The sequence below is a fragment of the Actinocatenispora comari genome (assembly GCF_017312725.1).
GTDB classification, from domain to species: Bacteria; Actinomycetota; Actinomycetes; order Mycobacteriales; family Micromonosporaceae; genus Actinocatenispora; species Actinocatenispora comari.
Genome location: NZ_BOPO01000041.1, coordinates 1 through 15,726, shown reverse-complemented (window position 1 = coordinate 15,726; position 15,726 = coordinate 1). Strand labels below are relative to the sequence as shown.

At 71.7% G+C, this 15,726-nt stretch carries 13 protein-coding genes; 6 read left to right on the top strand and 7 right to left on the bottom strand.

The window, feature by feature from the left end; all coding sequences use genetic code 11:
* Positions 1–5 precede the first annotated feature (5 nt).
* Entirely contained in the window at positions 6–962 is a 957-nt protein-coding gene (locus NUM_RS12780) for an EamA family transporter (protein WP_207125040.1), read from the bottom strand.
* Positions 963–1,008: 46 nt separating this feature from the next.
* Here NUM_RS12780 and NUM_RS12775 point away from each other — a divergent pair, with 46 nt between their 5' ends.
* Complete coding sequence (locus NUM_RS12775) at positions 1,009–1,560, top strand: MarR family winged helix-turn-helix transcriptional regulator (RefSeq protein ID WP_225918529.1); 552 nt, start codon at positions 1,009–1,011, stop codon at positions 1,558–1,560.
* A 78-nt stretch (positions 1,561–1,638) separates the two neighbouring features.
* On the opposite strand, the gene NUM_RS12770 is transcribed toward NUM_RS12775, so the two are convergent.
* Positions 1,639–2,334 carry a DUF4191 domain-containing protein gene (locus NUM_RS12770; protein WP_207125039.1) on the bottom strand — a complete coding sequence of 232 codons (696 nt, stop codon included), beginning with the start codon at positions 2,332–2,334 and terminating at the stop codon, positions 1,639–1,641.
* Positions 2,335–2,460: 126 nt separating this feature from the next.
* On the opposite strand from NUM_RS12770, the gene NUM_RS12765 reads away from it, so the two are divergent.
* Positions 2,461–3,099 carry a hypothetical protein gene (locus tag NUM_RS12765; protein WP_207125038.1) on the top strand — a complete coding sequence of 213 codons (639 nt, stop codon included), beginning with the start codon at positions 2,461–2,463 and terminating at the stop codon, positions 3,097–3,099.
* 22 nt (positions 3,100–3,121) lie between these two features.
* Here the strand turns inward: NUM_RS12765 and lipA are convergent, their stop codons facing one another.
* Positions 3,122–4,084 carry a lipoyl synthase gene (lipA, locus tag NUM_RS12760; protein ID WP_207125037.1) on the bottom strand — a complete coding sequence of 321 codons (963 nt, stop codon included), beginning with the start codon at positions 4,082–4,084 and terminating at the stop codon, positions 3,122–3,124.
* 182 nt (positions 4,085–4,266) lie between these two features.
* Positions 4,267–5,133, bottom strand: coding sequence for a hypothetical protein (locus NUM_RS12755; protein ID WP_207125036.1), 867 nt, complete (start codon positions 5,131–5,133; stop codon positions 4,267–4,269).
* A gap of 506 nt (positions 5,134–5,639) precedes the next feature.
* On the opposite strand from NUM_RS12755, the gene aspS reads away from it, so the two are divergent.
* Positions 5,640–6,941, top strand: coding sequence for an aspartate--tRNA(Asn) ligase (gene aspS, locus NUM_RS12750; RefSeq protein WP_207125065.1), 1,302 nt, complete (start codon positions 5,640–5,642; stop codon positions 6,939–6,941).
* A gap of 41 nt (positions 6,942–6,982) precedes the next feature.
* Here the strand turns inward: aspS and lipB are convergent, their stop codons facing one another.
* A complete protein-coding gene (gene lipB / locus NUM_RS12745; RefSeq protein WP_225918535.1) occupies positions 6,983–7,648 on the bottom strand; it encodes a lipoyl(octanoyl) transferase LipB in 666 nt (221 codons plus the stop codon).
* Positions 7,649–8,091: 443 nt separating this feature from the next.
* Between lipB and NUM_RS12740 the strand changes: the two genes are divergently transcribed.
* Together NUM_RS12740 and NUM_RS12735 are read left to right on the top strand one after the other, a co-directional pair.
* The gene (locus tag NUM_RS12740; RefSeq protein ID WP_207125035.1) at positions 8,092–8,919 is read left to right on the top strand and encodes an ABC transporter permease; all 828 of its coding nucleotides are present in this window, start codon (positions 8,092–8,094) and stop codon (positions 8,917–8,919) included.
* 7 nt (positions 8,920–8,926) lie between these two features.
* Positions 8,927–9,670, top strand: coding sequence for an ABC transporter ATP-binding protein (locus NUM_RS12735; RefSeq protein ID WP_207125034.1), 744 nt, complete (start codon positions 8,927–8,929; stop codon positions 9,668–9,670).
* Positions 9,671–9,706: 36 nt separating this feature from the next.
* Here the strand turns inward: NUM_RS12735 and NUM_RS12730 are convergent, their stop codons facing one another.
* On the bottom strand, positions 9,707–11,269 hold the full coding sequence (locus NUM_RS12730) for a hypothetical protein (RefSeq protein ID WP_207125033.1): 1,563 nt from the start codon (positions 11,267–11,269) through the stop codon (positions 9,707–9,709).
* 361 nt (positions 11,270–11,630) lie between these two features.
* On the opposite strand from NUM_RS12730, the gene NUM_RS12725 reads away from it, so the two are divergent.
* Complete coding sequence (locus NUM_RS12725; RefSeq protein WP_207125032.1) at positions 11,631–14,345, top strand: glycosyltransferase; 2,715 nt, start codon at positions 11,631–11,633, stop codon at positions 14,343–14,345.
* Between the two features lie 119 nt (positions 14,346–14,464).
* On the opposite strand, the gene NUM_RS12720 is transcribed toward NUM_RS12725, so the two are convergent.
* Positions 14,465–15,726: CDP-glycerol glycerophosphotransferase family protein (locus tag NUM_RS12720; protein WP_207125031.1), on the bottom strand; the 1,262-nt coding region annotated here is incomplete at its 5' end.

The following is a 15,726-nucleotide window of genomic DNA, read 5'->3' as shown; positions in this document are numbered from 1 at the left end:
TCGGGTCAGCCGCGGGGCCGACGGGGGGCGAACTGGGCGGCGGCGATGGCGCCGAGGGCGAGGACGAAGCCGGCGACCTGCAGCGGGCCGAGCGACTGGCCCAGTGCCAGCCAGCCGACGGTCGCGGCGACGACGGGGGACAGCAACGGCAGGAACGACAGCGCGGTCACCGGCAGCCGGCCGATGCCGGTGAACCAGAGCCCGTACGCGAGCAGCGTGCCGACGCCGCCGAGCCACAGGTAGCCACCGATCGCGGGCGGGTCCAGCGGCGGCAGCGCGCCCTCGACCAGCACCGCGAGCGGAAGCAGCAGCAACCCGCCGGCGGTGAGCTGCCAGCCGGTGTACGCGACGACGCCGACGGGTCGGCGCCACCGCTTCGACAGGACCACGCCGGCGGCCATCCCGGCGGTACCGAGGCTGCCGGCGACGATGCCGACGGGGTCGAGGGCGGCGCCGGCGCGCAGCACGATCACCGCGACTCCGGCGGCACCGGCGACCGCCCAGCCGAGCCGCCACAGCGTCGGCCGCTCCCGGAGCAGCCCGTACGCGAGGGCGGCGACGGCCAGCGGCTGCAGCGCGCCGAGGATCGCGGCGACCCCGCCGGGCAGCCGGTACGCGGCGACGAACAGCAGGGCGAAGAAGGCGCCGATGTTGAGGGTGCCGAGCAGCGCCGCGCGCCACCACCAGGCGCCGTGCGGCAGCCGGCGGCCCAGGGCGAGGGCGATCAGGCCGGCGGGCAGGGCCCGCAGCGTCGCCGACCAGAGCGGGTGGTCGGGCGGCAGCCACTGGCTGGTGACCAGGTAGGTGGTGCCCCAGACGACGGGGGCGAGGGCGGTCAGCGCGGTGCGCGCCGCGACGGATCCCGCCGGCGCCGCGACCGCACCGGCAGCCGGCCCGGCGACCGTACCGGCCGTCGGCGCGGCACCGGGTGCCCGGGTGGCGCCGGTACTGAAGTCGGCCATGACGAACTCCTCGACGTTGAAATGTTCAACGTCGAGGAATCTAGCCGTGGGTTATCTTGTTGTCAAACAGTTCAACGTCGAGGAGTGTGTGATGCCGGACGCGGTCGATCGGATTCTCGCGCAGTGGCAGGCCGAGCGTCCCGACCTGGACGCCAGCCCGATGGGCATCGTCGGCCGGATCAAGCGGGTCGGCCGGCTGTTGGAACACGGACTGGGGGAGTACTTCGGCGAGCACGACCTGCAGTCGTGGGAGTTCGACATTCTCGCCACGCTGCGCCGCAGCGGCCCGCCGTACCAGTTGACCGCCGGGGCGCTGGTGGCCTCCTCGATGATCACCTCCGGCGCGATGACCAACCGGATCGACCGGCTGAGCGCCCGGGGACTGGTGACCCGCCGGGTCGATCCGGGCAACCGGCGCAGCGTGCTGATCGCGCTGACCGACGAGGGGCGCGAGCTGATCGACCGGGCGGTGACCGGTCACGTCGCCAACGAGGACCGGCTGCTCGCCGGGCTGTCGGCGGCGCAGCGCGACCAGCTCGCCGACCTGCTGCGCACCCTCGCCCTGCACCTGGGCGACAAGGCCCCGGCCGAGCGGTAGCGCGGCGAAGACCGTACCGCGGACGCAGCGACGCCCCGGGTCACCTCGACCCGGGGCGTCGCTGCGCCGGCACGGTGGCTACCGGCCGCGCATCGCCTTGTAGGCGCCCTTCGGCGGGCGGGCGTTCTTCGGCATCGGGCCCTTCGGCATCGGCGGCCGGGAACCGATCGCACCGAGGCGGGTGTCCAGGGCGGCGACCTGCTTGGCGGTGATGTTGCGGGGCAGCTTCAGCAGGTGGCTGCGCAGCTTGCGCAGGCTGATCTGCCCCTCCTCGTCCCCGACCTGGATGTCGTAGATCGGGGTGTCGCCGGCGACCCGGGAGGTGCGCTTCTTCTCCTGGCCGAGCAGGCTGCGCAGCCGACCCGGGCTGCCCTCGCCGATCAGCACCACGCCGGCGCGGCAGACCGCCCGGTGCACGAAGTCCTCCTGGGTGGTCGCCTGCACCGCGGGCGTGACCTTCCAGTCGCCGCGCATCGTCTGCAGGATCGCCGCGGCGGCGCCGACCTTGCCCTCGGCCTCGTTGAGCATCGCGGTGTTCGCCCGCAGGTTCATCACGATCAGCACCGCGAGCAGCGCCAGCACCACGCCGACCGCGAGCCAGACCGGCGAGCCGAGCAGCAGGAACGCGATCACGCCGGCCGCGATCGGGATCACCACGGCGACGATCACCAACGGCAGGAACAGCGTGTCGCGCTTGGCGGTGAACACGAACGCGGTGCGGATCTGCTTCAGGCGTTCGAGGAACGATGCCTTCTCCGGCTCAGCTTTGGCCATGCCGTGAAGTCTATCGACGTCGCCGGCGGCCCGGCGTACCGGCGGAGTGTCCGGGCCGGCTGGCGCGCGCTGGCTACCGTCGGGCGACCATCGCGCAGCGGGTGCGGGGCGAAACGGAGGCAGCAGATGGCGTACGGACCGGTCGGCTACGCACCGACCCGGCGTCGGCCGCGTGCCCGGGGCAGTCTGGGCGTCACGCTGGTCGGGTTCGTCCTGATCGTGGTCGGCGGTGCCGGTCTGCCGTGGTTCGGCGCCGACCAGCTCGACCTGCACGACACCTCGTTCGGCGGCGTGACCAGTTCGTCGAGCGCGGTCGGGGTCGGCGCGTTCGTGCTGGTCCAGTGCCTGATGCTGGTGCCGGCGCTGCTGGTGGCGCTGGCCGGCACGCTCGACTCGACCGTCTGCCGGGTGCTGTACGCGGTGCTCGGCGTGCTGTGGCTGATCGTGCTGGCGATCATCGAGATCGCGGCCGGCGGCGTGGCCAGCGCCAACGGATACAAGCTGCCCACCGCCGGGATCGGCGTGTCGGTGATCGTCGGCGTGGTGCTGCTGTGCTGGTTCGTCGGGTACGGGTTCCTGCGCGGGCTGGCGCTGCGGATCGTGTCCGGCCTGCTGCTGCTGTTCGCCGCGGGCGCGTTCACCCTCAGCGCGGTCGGCCTGGCGCAGTACTCGGGCGTGGTCGCCGCCGGGATCGGGCTGGCCGGGTTCGGCTACCTGCTCTGCGCGATCGGCTCGTTCGCCGGCCCCCGGTACGAGTACTACTGACCGGGCGCCGGCGTCGCGGCGATCAGACGGACTGGATCGCGAGCTCCGGCGGCAGCGCCTCGCCGCGCGCCGTCTTGGCCTGCCGGAACAGCCGACCCGCCCGGTACGACGAGCGCACCAGCGGTCCGGCCAGCACGCCGGCGAAGCCGATCCGCTCGGCCTCCTCGCGCAGCGCCACGAACTCCTCCGGCTTGACCCACCGGTCGATCGGGTGGTGCCGCACCGACGGGCGCAGGTACTGGGTGATGGTGAGCAGCTCGCAGCCGGCGTCGAACAGGTCACGCATCGCCTGCACGACCTCGTCGAACTCCTCGCCCATGCCGAGGATCAGGTTCGACTTGGTGACCAGGCCGTCCTGCCGGGCCTTGGTGATCACCTCCAGCGACCGCTCGTACCGGAAGCCGGGGCGGATCCGCTTGAAGATGCGCGGCACCGTCTCGATGTTGTGCGCGAGCACCTCGGGCCGGGACGAGAACACCTCGGCCAGCTGGTCGGGCTTGGCGTTGAAGTCGGGGATCAGCAGCTCGACGCCGCAGCCGGGCACGTGCTTGTGGATCTGCCGGACCGTCTCGGCGTAGAGCCAGGCGCCGCCGTCGGGCAGGTCGTCGCGGGCCACGCCGGTGATCGTCGCGTACTTCAGGCCCATGGTGGCGACCGAGTCGGCCACTCGGCGCGGCTCGTCGGCGTCGAACTCGGCCGGCCGGCCGGTGTCGATCTGGCAGAAGTCGCACCGGCGGGTGCACTGGTCGCCGCCGATGAGGAAGGTGGCCTCGCGGTCCTCCCAACACTCGTAGATGTTGGGGCAGCCGGCCTCCTCGCACACGGTGTGCAGGCCCTCGCGCTTCACCAGGCCCTTCAGATCCGTGTACTCGGGGCCCATCTTGGCGCGCACCTTGATCCACGGCGGCTTCCGCTCGATGGGCGTTGCGGAGTTGCGGGCCTCGATGCGCAGAAGTCGTCGGCCCTCTGGCTGAACCACGGTCACGCCGGCCAGCCTAACGCCGCGAACCGGTACGCACCGCGGTCCGTGACGTCACTCACCGCACGTTACGTGAGGTGCCTCACGTCTCCGGCGTGCTGCCCGGTTTGTGACCCGCTGGTACCGGCTTCACCCGGCCCTTGCCCCGCTCGGCCCGGGCGGCCGTCCGGCGGTGACCGCGGCGGCGGTCAGCCCACCTGGCGGTAGCCGCAGACGTAGCCGTGCGGCAGGTTGGCCCGGACGAACTGCCACCGGGTCTTCTTGCCGGTCAGGTCGTCGGTCGACTCGTAGTAGTCGTGCCCGCCGACCGTCCACAGCGTCGCGAGCCCCTTCGGCCGGTACACCACGGGCGAGGAGGCGTCCCGGTCCGCGTACAGGGTGACGCCCCTGAGCTGGTGCATGTCGCCGTTGTTCAGCGCGCACTCGCGCACCGCGCCCTGCTCCGGCGTGCTGCGCATCAGGAAGCCGTCCCGCTCGACCACCGTGTAGCTGTACGGGGTGCGGCCGCGGTCGGAGTCCGCGCAGCTGCTGTCCAGCCTGCCGAGCCCGACGGTGATCGCGAACGCGTGGCCCCGGTAGGCGACCGTACGCACGTCGGAGCCGCAGTGTTCGCCCACCACCAGCGGCTGGTCGTCCTGCACCGCGGTGCGCTTCGCCGCGTCCCAGCGCCACACGTAGTACGCGGTGTACTCGTTGACCCCGGCGGAGCAGACCAGCCCGGCGGCGGCCACCTGGCTGCCGCCGCCGATGTCGCCGTACACCGGGGCGCCGGCGCCGCGGCAGCTGACCGGCCCGCCGTCCGGGGTGCTGCCCCTGCCCCGGCCGTCGTGCAGCGTCAGGGTCCGGTCGCCGCGCTGGGTCCGGGCCCGCAGCATGGTGTTGAGCATCGGGTGGTGCCAGGCCGCCGAACCGAAGTCGAACCCGCGGATCGCGTCCGGTGCCGAACTGGACGAGCCGGGGTGCGGCGAACCCGAGCCGCCGTGCGTGGCCGACCGGGTACCGTCCGGGCCGCAGCCGGTGGCCACCAGCGCGCCGAGCGCCAGTACCCCCGCCACGATGCACATCCGCCGCCGCACTCGTACCCCCCGGGCCGTCGATCGTCGTCGATGTGTCCGGGAAACCTAGCAGCCCGCCGGCAATCCGGTTGCCGGTACCTGGTGCCTGCGCGCTATGGTCTGCGGCAACGGCACTGACGGAGCCAAGTAGCACGTGGACCCCGGAGCCGAGAGAGCCGCCTGTTGCTGTGACGGCGGCCTCCGGACCACGCGTGAAGACCCTCCCGAGCCGCGGGGAACAACGGCGCGACGGTCCCGGTCCGGGGCCGCGGCCCCAAGCCCCGCCGGCCGGCCCCCGTGATCGGGCCAGCGATGCCGGTCCGCCGGCGCCGCGCAAGGCCGCCCCCGTGGCGGCGAAGGTGTGGTGGCACCGCGACCTTGCCCCATCGCCCACACCAACAGGGCTGCGACAGGCGGCGTGTTGGTCGGCGAGGCGTTCTCTCCACCGCTCTCCTCTGCTCGCAGCTCCCACCGGGGTCCGCGTATTCGTACGAGGAGGTGTTGTGGTGCAACGCATTCTGTCCACCGAGCTCGCCGCGCACGCCGGCGAGCAGGTTCGGCTGGCCGGCTGGGTACACCGGCGGCGGCTGCTGAAGTCCGTGGCGTTCCTGATCCTGCGCGACCGGGCGGGCCTCGCGCAGGTCGTGGTGGCCGACCAGACCGCCCGGCAGCGGCTGGAGCAGCTGCCCGAGGAGACGGTCGTCGAGGTGACCGGCCGCGCGGTCGCGAACCCGGACGCGCCGGGCGGCGTCGAGGTCGTCGAGCCGGGCTGGGAGACGCTGTCCGAGCCGGCCGAGCCGCTGCCGTTCGAGCTGTACCGGCCGGAGCTGCGGGCGAGCCTGCCCACGGTGCTCGACGCGGCGCCGTTCGCGCTGCGCAACGCGCGGCAGCGGGCGCCGTTCGAGCTGGCCGCGGCCGGGGTGCGCGGGTTCCGCGCCACCCTGGACGGCCTCGGCTTCACCGAGGTGCACACGCCGAAGCTGGTCGGTTACGCGACCGAGTCCGGCGCGAACGTGTTCGGGGTCGACTACTTCGGCCGCCGGGCGTACCTGGCGCAGAGCCCGCAGTTCTACAAGCAGGCGATGGTCGGGGTGTTCGAGCGGGTGTACGAGGTGGGCCCGGTGTTCCGGGCCGAGCCGCACGACACCGCCCGGCACCTGGCCGAGTACACCTCGCTGGACGCCGAGCTGGGGTTCGTCCGGGACCACCGGGACGTGATCGGCGTGATCCGCGAGGTGTTCGCCGGGATGATCGACACGATGGCGGAACGGGCCGGCGCCGCCGTGGCCGCGGCCGGCATCACCCTGCCGGAGGTACCGGCCGAGCTGCCCGTCGTGCACTTCGCCGAGGCGCTGGAGCTGATCGGCGCCGCGACCGGCGAGGACCTGTCGGGCGAGCAGGACCTGGCGCCGGCGCACGAGCGCTGGCTGTCGGCCTGGGCGGAGCGCGAGCACGGCTCGGAGTGGCTGATCGTGACGGGCTACCCGACGGCGAAGCGCGCCTTCTACACCCACCCGGACCCGGCCCGGCCCGGCTACTCGCGCGGTTTCGACCTGCTGTTCCGCGGGCTGGAGCTGATCAGCGGGGCGCAGCGGCTGCACCGCTACGCCGACTACGTGGCGGCGATCACCGCGCGGGGCGAGAGCATCGAGCCGTACGCGTCGTACCTGGAGTTCTTCCGGCACGGGATGCCGCCGCACGGCGGGTTCGCGATCGGGCTGGAGCGCTTCGTGGCCCGGCTCACCGGCGCCGCGAACGTGCGTGAGGTCACGCTGTTCCCGCGCGACCTGCACCGCCTGACGCCGTGACGGCCCCGGGCGGGCACCTCGGCGTGCCCGCCCGGAACCCGTCACGGAAACAGCATGTGCACCCGGGACTCGACCATCGGCAGCACCTCGGCGACCGTCACCTCGCGGCCCAGCTCGTAGGTCAGCGAGGTCACCCCGGCGTCCCGGATGCCGCACGGCACGATCCGGTCGTACCCGGTGAGGTCGGAGTTGCAGTTGAGCGCGAAGCCGTGCTCGGTGACCCCGTGCGAGACGCGCATCCCGAGCGCGGCGATCTTGCGGGTCGGGCCACGGTCGTCGGCGAGCACCCACACGCCGCCGCGCATGTCCTTGCGGGTGGTGATCCGGGTGGTCGGCACGCCGAACTCGGCGCACACCGACATGACCAGGTCTTCCACCCGGTGCACGAAGGCGATCACGTCGACCGGGTCGGGCAGCTTGATGATGGGGTAGCCGACCAGCTGGCCCGGGCCGTGCCAGGTGATCTTGCCGCCGCGGTCGACGTCGATGACCGGGGTGCCGTCGGTCGGACGGTCCAGCGGTTCGGTGCGCTTGCCCGCCGTGTACACGCTGGGGTGCTCCAGCAGCAGCAGCGTGTCCGGGCCGGTGTCGTCGATCCGGGCCTGCTGGATGCGGCGCTGCTCGTCCCACGCGACGCGGTAGTCGACGAGGCCGGCGCGGACGATTTCCAGCCGTTCGGCGGGAGCTGCCTGCTCCCGCAGCGCGATGTCGGTCACGCTGCGAGCCTAGTCTCGCCATCCGGTACCGGCCCGGCAGTGTGCGCCAGCAGACGGGTTCCCGCCCGAAACCCGTGGTACGTACCCGGACAGTACCGGCGAATCCGGGCCGACTGGCCGCCCCGGCGGTGTGCCGGTTAGCCTTTCCCGCTGGTGAGTGCGGACGCGCGCGGCGGATGTCGGGCCGCGCGCGGCCCGGACCGGCCGGCCGGCGCACAAACGATCTTGGCCCTACGGTTGAATCATCCGCGGCGAACATGGTGCTGGCTGACCGCCCGCCGAATGGGCGCTATACGATTCTGGAACATCTCGGGCTCCGCGGTGATACTCTGCGCCGCCACCTCGGGCGCGTGATGCTCTGGGTCGACTCGATCCCCTCGCCGGCACCCCTTCGCCGGCCGACGGCCCACGGGCAGGCGAAATCGGAGGACATCTTGACGGTGGAAGTCGGAACGCTCTGGCGACAACGCAGCGTCATGGGGATGCTGGTGCGCCGGGACCTCGCGGTCAAGTACCAGTCCTCGATGCTCGGCTACCTGTGGTCGCTGATCGATCCGCTGGTGCAGGCGCTGATCTACTGGTTCATCTTCGGCGTGCTCTACCACCGCAGCGGCGACGAGAACATGCTCGGCCACGCCGGCTATCCGCTGTTCATCGTCTCCGGCATCTTCGCCTGGATGTGGATGTCGGCCGGCATCACCGAGTCGGCGCACGCGCTGAGCTCGCAGTCCCGGCTGATCACCACGATGCGGGTGCACCGGCAGATCTTCCCGATCTCGAAGGTGTTCGCCCGGTCGGTCGAGTTCCTGGTCGGCATCCCGGTGGTGCTGGTGTTCGCGCTGATCTTCCACGGCTACTTCACCTGGCGGCTGATCGCGATCCCGCTGGCCATGCTGATCCAGGGGGTGCTGCTGATCGGGGTGGCACTGATCCTCGCCCCGCTCAACGTGCTGTTCCGGGACGTGGAGCGGATGACCCGACTGATCGTGCGCATCCTGATGTACTCGGCGCCGGTCATCTACCCGCTCGCCCGGGTGCTCGGTGCGCCGGGCGATCCGTCCCGGCTACCCGGCTGGTTCCAGTTCCTCTACCAGTGCAACCCGCTGGTGGGGATCATGGAGTTGCAGCACGGCGCGTGGATCGCACCGATGTTCCCCAGCGCACAGTTGGTGATCATGTCGGCGACGGGGTCGCTGATCGTGTTCATCCTTGGCTGGTGGGTCTTCAACCGGGCCGAGTCGGCCGTGCTCAAGGAGCTGTAGGAAGACGATGAGCACCATCATCGAGGCGCACGACCTGGGTATCCGGTTCAGCAAGAACCGGAAGCGGCAGCGCAAGCTGCGGGAGATGTTCATCTTCCGCGGCAAGAACCGCGGGCCGAAGATCAGCCACGACTTCTGGGCGCTGCGGCACATCAACTTCGGCATCGAAGAGGGCGAGGCAGTCGGCCTGATCGGCGCCAACGGTACGGGCAAGTCGACCCTGCTGCGGATGATCGCCGGCGTGCTCACCCCGGACGAGGGCTGGGTGGAGTGCCGGGGCAAGGTGGCTCCGCTGCTGGCCCTGTCCGCCGGCTTCTCCGGCGACCTGACCGGCCGGGAGAACGTGCAGATCGTCGCGGCCATGCACGGCCTCAGCCAGCAGCAGATCAAGAAGCGGTTCGACGCGATCGTCGAGTACGCGGACGTGGCCGAGTTCATCGACACGCCGATCCGGCACTACTCGTCCGGGATGAAGGTGCGGCTGGGGTTCGCCGTGCTCACCCAGCTGGAGCACCCGGTGATGCTGGTCGACGAGGCGCTCGCGGTGGGCGACCGCAAGTTCCGGGAGAAGTGCTACAAGACGATCGAGGGCATGCTCGCGGAGGGTCGCACCCTGGTGCTCGTCTCGCACTCGGACAAGGACCTGCGCCGGTTCTGCAAGCGCGGCATCTACCTGCGCAAGGGCGAGCTGATCTCGGACGGCCCGATCGAGTCGGTGCTGGACGAGTACCACGACTACGCGAAGGCCTGAGGGCGCCGACCCGGTGCGGTGTCGCCGCCGGCCCGGTCAGCCGATCCGGTAGAGCCCGTCGCGCGGGTACAGCGGGCTGTGCGCCACCGGTGTCAGGTGCAGCCCGGCGGCGCGCAGCCGGGCCGCGTGGCTGGGATAGGCGACCAGCCAGCGCACCCGGTAGGCGCGCAGCAGCGCGGCCCGGCGCGCCGGTGGGGTCGCCGGGTCGAGCATGGTCGCCGCGTCGGTGCGGCGCCGCTGGTCGCCGGCCAGCCACGGCTCCGGATACACCGACGCCACCGGGTAGATCCGGTACGCCGGGGCCATCCGTTTGGCGTGGTAGGTGTCGGCGAGGATCCGGGTGCCGGCCGGCAGTTCCCGGGCGAGCCAGCGGTAGTCGCCCCAGCTGTGCTTGACCTGCATCCGGGCCGCGACGTTCGCCGGGATCCGGGCACCGAGGTCGGCCACCCCCGCCTGGGTCCAGCCGCCGACCACGAACACCGTGACGGCCAGCGCCCCCGCGTACAGCCGGGCCGTCCGGGTACCGTTCGACAGCACCGTGGCGAGCTCGATCCCCGCCGCGATCTGGCCGGCGAGCAGCAGCATCGGCCAGGCCCGGCCCCAGGCGTACGCGCCGGTCAGCAGCCCGTAGCCGACCGGCACGGCGGACAGCAGCGCGAGCAGCACCAGCGGGTCGGTGCGCTTGCGGTGGAACCGCAGCACCAGCGCCGGGACGCCGACGAGCAGGCCGAGCCCGTACAGGTCGAACATGGTGCGGTAGAGCGGCCGGTGGATGGCGTCGAGCGCGCCGGTGCCGCCGAACAGCGACATCAGCGAGAAGTACGGCCAGGCCGCGACGAGCACCGCGGCGCCGACCGCGGCGCCGGCCAGCGCGAGCCCCCGGCGCAGGGTCAGCTCGCGCAGGTGGGCGACGAGCAGCGCGACCGCGCCGAACCCGGCACCCAGCGCGGTGAACTGGTGGTCCAGCAGCACGTCGGCACCGAGCACCGCGGCCACCGGGTACGGCCACCAGCCCCGGCCCCCGCCCAGCGCGTACGCGAGGACGCCCCACAGGTGCAGGGTGATGCCGAGCGCGAACGTGCTCGGGTAGTAGAGGGTCAGTCCGAGCGAGGCCAGCCCGTACACGCCGGACCAGGTCAGCAGCTGGGTGCCGTAGACGAGGACGACCGCGACGAGCGCGCACAGCGGGGCGGCGGGGGCGCGGCTGAGCCGGCGGACGAAGTGGTGCATGCCGCTCGCCACCAGCAGCGCGTCGACCACCGCGCTGATCCGGAAGACCGTCCACGCATCGAGTCCGCCGAACCGGAACCCGAGCGCCTGCAGCAGTGTGAACGGCGTGTAGTAGACGCTGCCCGGTTCGGTGACGCCGGTCATCGGGTCGGGCGGATCGTGCAGGTTGCGGCCGAACTGTTCGAGCACCGCCAGGTGCACGCCGGTGTCGCCGCTCCACGGCGGCCGCCGCGCCACCAGCAGGCCGAAGGCCGCGGCGAGGACGTACAGGGCGATCACCGGCAGCAGGGCGGTGAACCGGTGCCGGGGTGCCGGGCCGGCGGCGGCCGCGCGGGTCCCGGTCGCCGGTGACGCCGGCGCGCTGCGCATGACCACTCCTCACCAACGGCGTGGTGGGGGGCGCCTTCGAGAATGCGTCAGCCGGCCGCGAGGCGGAGCCGAACGGGTGAATTGCCGTCGCCGGGGAGGTGGAGGTGCAAGGGACCGGGGAGCAATCGGCGAGCAATCGGCGAGCCAGGTGCCGGAGCGTCGGAAAGGGTCGGTTATCGTGGTCGAATCATCTCGGGGGTGATGACGTGCCGTGCCAGCGGCACGCTCCTGGGCGGGGCTGAGGCAGCGCCGACCGCGCGGGAGCACCCAAATACACAGCGCCCGGCCGCGGCCAGCCTGCCCGGGTGGGCGGTGCGGCAGCATCCGGGTTGACCAGTGTCGGGGACACGGTGGGAGAGAAATGGCTCGATCGAAGGTCCGTGCGAAGTTCCGCCGGATTCGTCAGCGCCTGCGTACGATCAAGCAGTTCGAAACGCACGCACACTGGCGGAACGCACCGATCAAGACCGACACCGTGCTGTACGAGTCGTTCTCCGGTAACGGCATGCTGTGCAATCCCGAGGCGATCTTCCGGGAGCTGCTCGCCACGCCGGACATGAAGCACCTGCAGCACATCTGGGTGCTCTCGGACTTCCACCGGTACCGCGAGACGATCCAGCAGTTCGCCGGGCATCCGAACGTCAGTTTCGTGCGAGTGCACTCCGGTGCCTACTACCGGGCACTCGCGACCTCGAAGTACCTGATCAACAACGCGACCTTCCCGCCCCAGTTCAACAAGCGCGAAGGCCAGGTCTACCTGAACACCTGGCACGGCACCCCGTTGAAGAAGATGGGGTACGACATCGAGGGCGGCGGCCCGGAGACCCGCAACATCATCCGCAACTTCGTCATGGCCGACTACCTCGCCTCGGGCAGCGAGTTCATGACCAAGCAGATGTACGAGACGGCGTACAAGCTGCGGGGCATCTACCGCGGAGCCATCGTCCAGGAGGGCTTCCCGCGGATCGACCGGCAGTTCCTCGACGACGAGCAGACCGCGCAGGCGCGGGCGCAGTTGCGAGACCGCGGGGTGAAGCTGGCCGACGGCCAGCGCATCGTGCTCTACGCACCGACCTGGAAGGGCGACTCGTTCCAGCGGGCCGAGGACGACGCCGAGCAGCTGCTGCAGCGGGTCCGGCAGCTGAACGAGCGGATCGACACCGACAAGTACCAGGTGCTGTTGCGGGTGCACCAGCAGGTCTACCGGTACGCGGTGGACCTGCCCGAGCTGCGCGAGCTGCTGGTCCCCAACGACGTGCCGTCCAACGTCGTGCTCGGCATCAGCGACGTGCTGATCACCGACTACTCCAGCATCTTCTACGACTTCGTGGCGACCGGCCGGCCGATCCTGTTCTACGTCCCGGATCTCGCCGACTACCGGGACAGCCGCGGGCTCTACGTGCCCACCGAGGACTGGCCGGGCCCGGTCACCGACGACCTGGAGGTGCTCGCCGCCCGGATCAACAGTCTGGGTACCGACGAGGACGCCACCGGGCCGTTCCGGCCGCGCTACGAGCAGGTCGCCGCCGACTACCTGCCGCGCGACGACGGCCACGCCACCACCCGGCTGATCGACGTGGTGTTCCGGGGCCGCACCGAGGGCTACGACGTGCGCACCGACTTCACCGACGGGCGCGAGTCGATCCTGATCTACCTGGGTGGCATGCGGACCAACGGCATCACCACCTCGATGCTCAACCTGCTGGACAACATCGACTACGACCGGTTCGACGTGTCCGCGCTGTACAGCTACCGGCGGCGCAGCCAGGACCGGATGAAGAACGAGGCGAAGATCAACCCCAACGTGCGGCTGTTCCCGTACGTCGGCGGCATCAACGGCAGCAAGCGGTACACCTTCCCGCGCCGCCGGTTGCTCGCGCAGGGGCTGACGGCGCCGCGCGTCGATCTCGCCGCGCAGAACCGGTTGTTCCGCGAGGAGTTCCGCCGGGTGTTCGGCGACACCGAGTTCGACTACATCGTCGACTTCAGCGGCTACGGTCCGTTCTGGGACTACGTCTTCCTCACCGCACCGGCGAAGTGCCGGTCGATCTGGATGCACAACGACATGGCGGCCGACCGGATGCGCGAGGTCGACGGCAAGCGGCCGCTGGAGGTCGGCCTGGGCGCGGTGGCCAGCACCTACCCGCACTTCGACCGGCTGGTGTCGGTGTCCCCGGCGCTCGCCGAGATCAACCGGGCCAAGCTGCCCGGGGTCGGCGACGAGAGCAAGTTCGTCTCCGCCGTCAACACGATCAACTTCGACCGCATCCTCACCCAGGCCGACGCCGATCTGCTCGCCGAGGTACCGGCACCCGAGGGCGGCGAGGTCGGCGGTGAGGAAGGCGTGGTGGCCGACGCCGGCGACGACCCGGTCGTGGAGGCGAAGCGGCAGGAGTCGCGCCGCCAGCTGGCCGAACGCCGGGCCCTGGTCGAGCGCATCACCACTCCGCCGCCGAACACCACCACGTTCGTCACCATCGGCCGCTGCTCGCCGGAGAAGAACCACGCCCGGCTGATCCGGGCGTTCGCCGACGTGCACCGGGACGACCCGGCCACCCGGTTGATCATCGTCGGCAGTGGCCCGCTGTTCGGCCAGCTCACCGAGCTGGTCGACGAGCTCGGCCTGGCCGACTCGGTGATCCTCGCCGGGCAGCAGAACAACCCGCACGCCATCATGCGGCACTGCGACTGCTTCGTGCTCTCCAGCAACTACGAGGGCCAGCCGATGGTGATCCTGGAGGCCCGGGTGCTCGGTCTGCCGGTGGTCTCCACCGAGTTCGCCTCGGTCCGCGGGTCGCTGCCGGAGGGTGTCGGCCTGGTCGTGCCGCGCACCGACGAGGCGCTGGCCGACGGGATGCGCGCCTACCTGCGCGGTGCGGTGCCGAACCCGCCGTTCGACTACCGCGCCTACAACGAGGAAGCCGTCCAGCAGTTCTACGAGGTGATCGGCGCGGGCCGGACCCGCCCGGCGCCGGCCGACCTGGGCGGTACCGACGCGCCCGAGGTCGTCCTCGATGCCGTGGCGGGCGGCGGATCCGACGGCGTGGGCGCACCGAGCCAGGTGGTTCGCGACTGACGTGTGCCGGCCGGGCCCACCGGGCAGCGTTCCGCTCCGGATGGGTCCGGCGGCCCGCGCCCGCGGCGGTGCCGCCGGTATCGGATGGCGTCAGCGGCGGTGCCGCCGGTACCGGACGGTCAGCGGTGACCGGGATCCCCGACGCCGGCGGTGCGCTGCGCGCCGGCCGGCAGCTCCGGATCCTCGCCCAGCATCAGCTTGCGCACCACCCGTTCCGCGGCGTGGCCGTCGTCGTACCGGCAGAACCGGTCGCGGAACTCGGCCCGCAGCGTGCGGGTCTGCTCGGTGTCCACCGCGCCGTCCCGGAAGCCGTCGACCAGCGCGTCGTAGCTGCGCACGAACAGACCGGGCGGGGCGGCGGCCAGGTTGAAGTAGACGCCGCGGGTGTCCCGGTAGACGTTCCAGTCGGGCGCGTAGATCACGATCGGCCGGTCCAGCACCGCGAAGTCGAACATCGTCGACGAGTAGTCGGTGATCAGGACGTCGGCCACCAGGTACAGGTCCTCGACGGTGGGGTAGGACGACACGTCGAGCACCCGCGGGTCGGCGGGTGCGCCGGTGCCGTCGGCGTAGAAGTAGTGCGCGCGCAGCAGCAGCCGGTGGCCCGGCCCGAGCGCCTCGACGAACGCCTCCGGGTCGAACAGCGGCCGGTAGGACGGCTGGTACTCGCGGTGGGTGGGCGCGTACAGCAGGACCGTCTCGTCGGCGCCGATACCCAGCTTCGCGCGCAGCGCGGCGACGTGCTCGGCGGTCGCGTTGACCAGCACGTCGTTGCGCGGGTAGCCGTACTCCAGGGTCTCGAACTCCACCGGGTAGGCCTGGTGCCACAGCGCGGTGCTGTACTCGTTGGAGCTCAGGTCGAAGTCCCAGGCGGCGCACCGGGCGAGCAGGCTCTGCCGGGTGGCGTGCCGACCCACCGGGGCCAGCGGGTGGCGCTGCTCGTCGACACCCATCGACTTCAGCGGGGTGCCGTGGTGGGTCTGCAGGAACACCGTGCCCGGTCGCTTCACCAGGTAGTTGCCGAAGTTGTTGTTGTTGATCAGGTATTTCGCCTGGGCCAGCGCGCGGAAGAAGGCCGGGGTGTCCTGCACGACGTGCGGCACGTCGGCCGGCAGCTGCGCGGCGGCGTCCGCGTTGACCACCCACACGCCGCGCACGTGGGGTGCGAGCCGCCGGGCCGCCTCGTGGATCGCCCGAGGGTTGCAGGCGTACCCGCGGCCCCAGTAGGCGCAGTAGAGCGCGAGGTTCTCGTCCACCGGCCGGCGCAGCTGGGCCCGGTAGTAGAGGCGCAGCACGCCGCGGCCGGCGACGCTGCGGCCGCGGCGGAGCAGGCGCCGGGCCCGCTCGCCGCACCGCCGCGCCAGCTGCGCGGCGCGGTAGC

Excerpts from the sequence above, each read along its gene's own strand:
- NUM_RS12725 (WP_207125032.1), top strand. The coding sequence starts at position 11,631 with ATGGCTCGATCGAAGGTCCGTGCGAAGTTCCGCCGGATTCGTCAGCGC.
- NUM_RS12780 (WP_207125040.1), bottom strand. The coding sequence starts at position 962 with ATGGCCGACTTCAGTACCGGCGCCACCCGGGCACCCGGTGCCGCGCCG.
- NUM_RS12770 (WP_207125039.1), bottom strand. The coding sequence starts at position 2,334 with ATGGCCAAAGCTGAGCCGGAGAAGGCATCGTTCCTCGAACGCCTGAAG.
- NUM_RS12730 (WP_207125033.1), bottom strand. The coding sequence starts at position 11,269 with ATGCGCAGCGCGCCGGCGTCACCGGCGACCGGGACCCGCGCGGCCGCC.
- NUM_RS12765 (WP_207125038.1), top strand. The coding sequence starts at position 2,461 with ATGGCGTACGGACCGGTCGGCTACGCACCGACCCGGCGTCGGCCGCGT.
- NUM_RS12735 (WP_207125034.1), top strand. The coding sequence starts at position 8,927 with ATGAGCACCATCATCGAGGCGCACGACCTGGGTATCCGGTTCAGCAAG.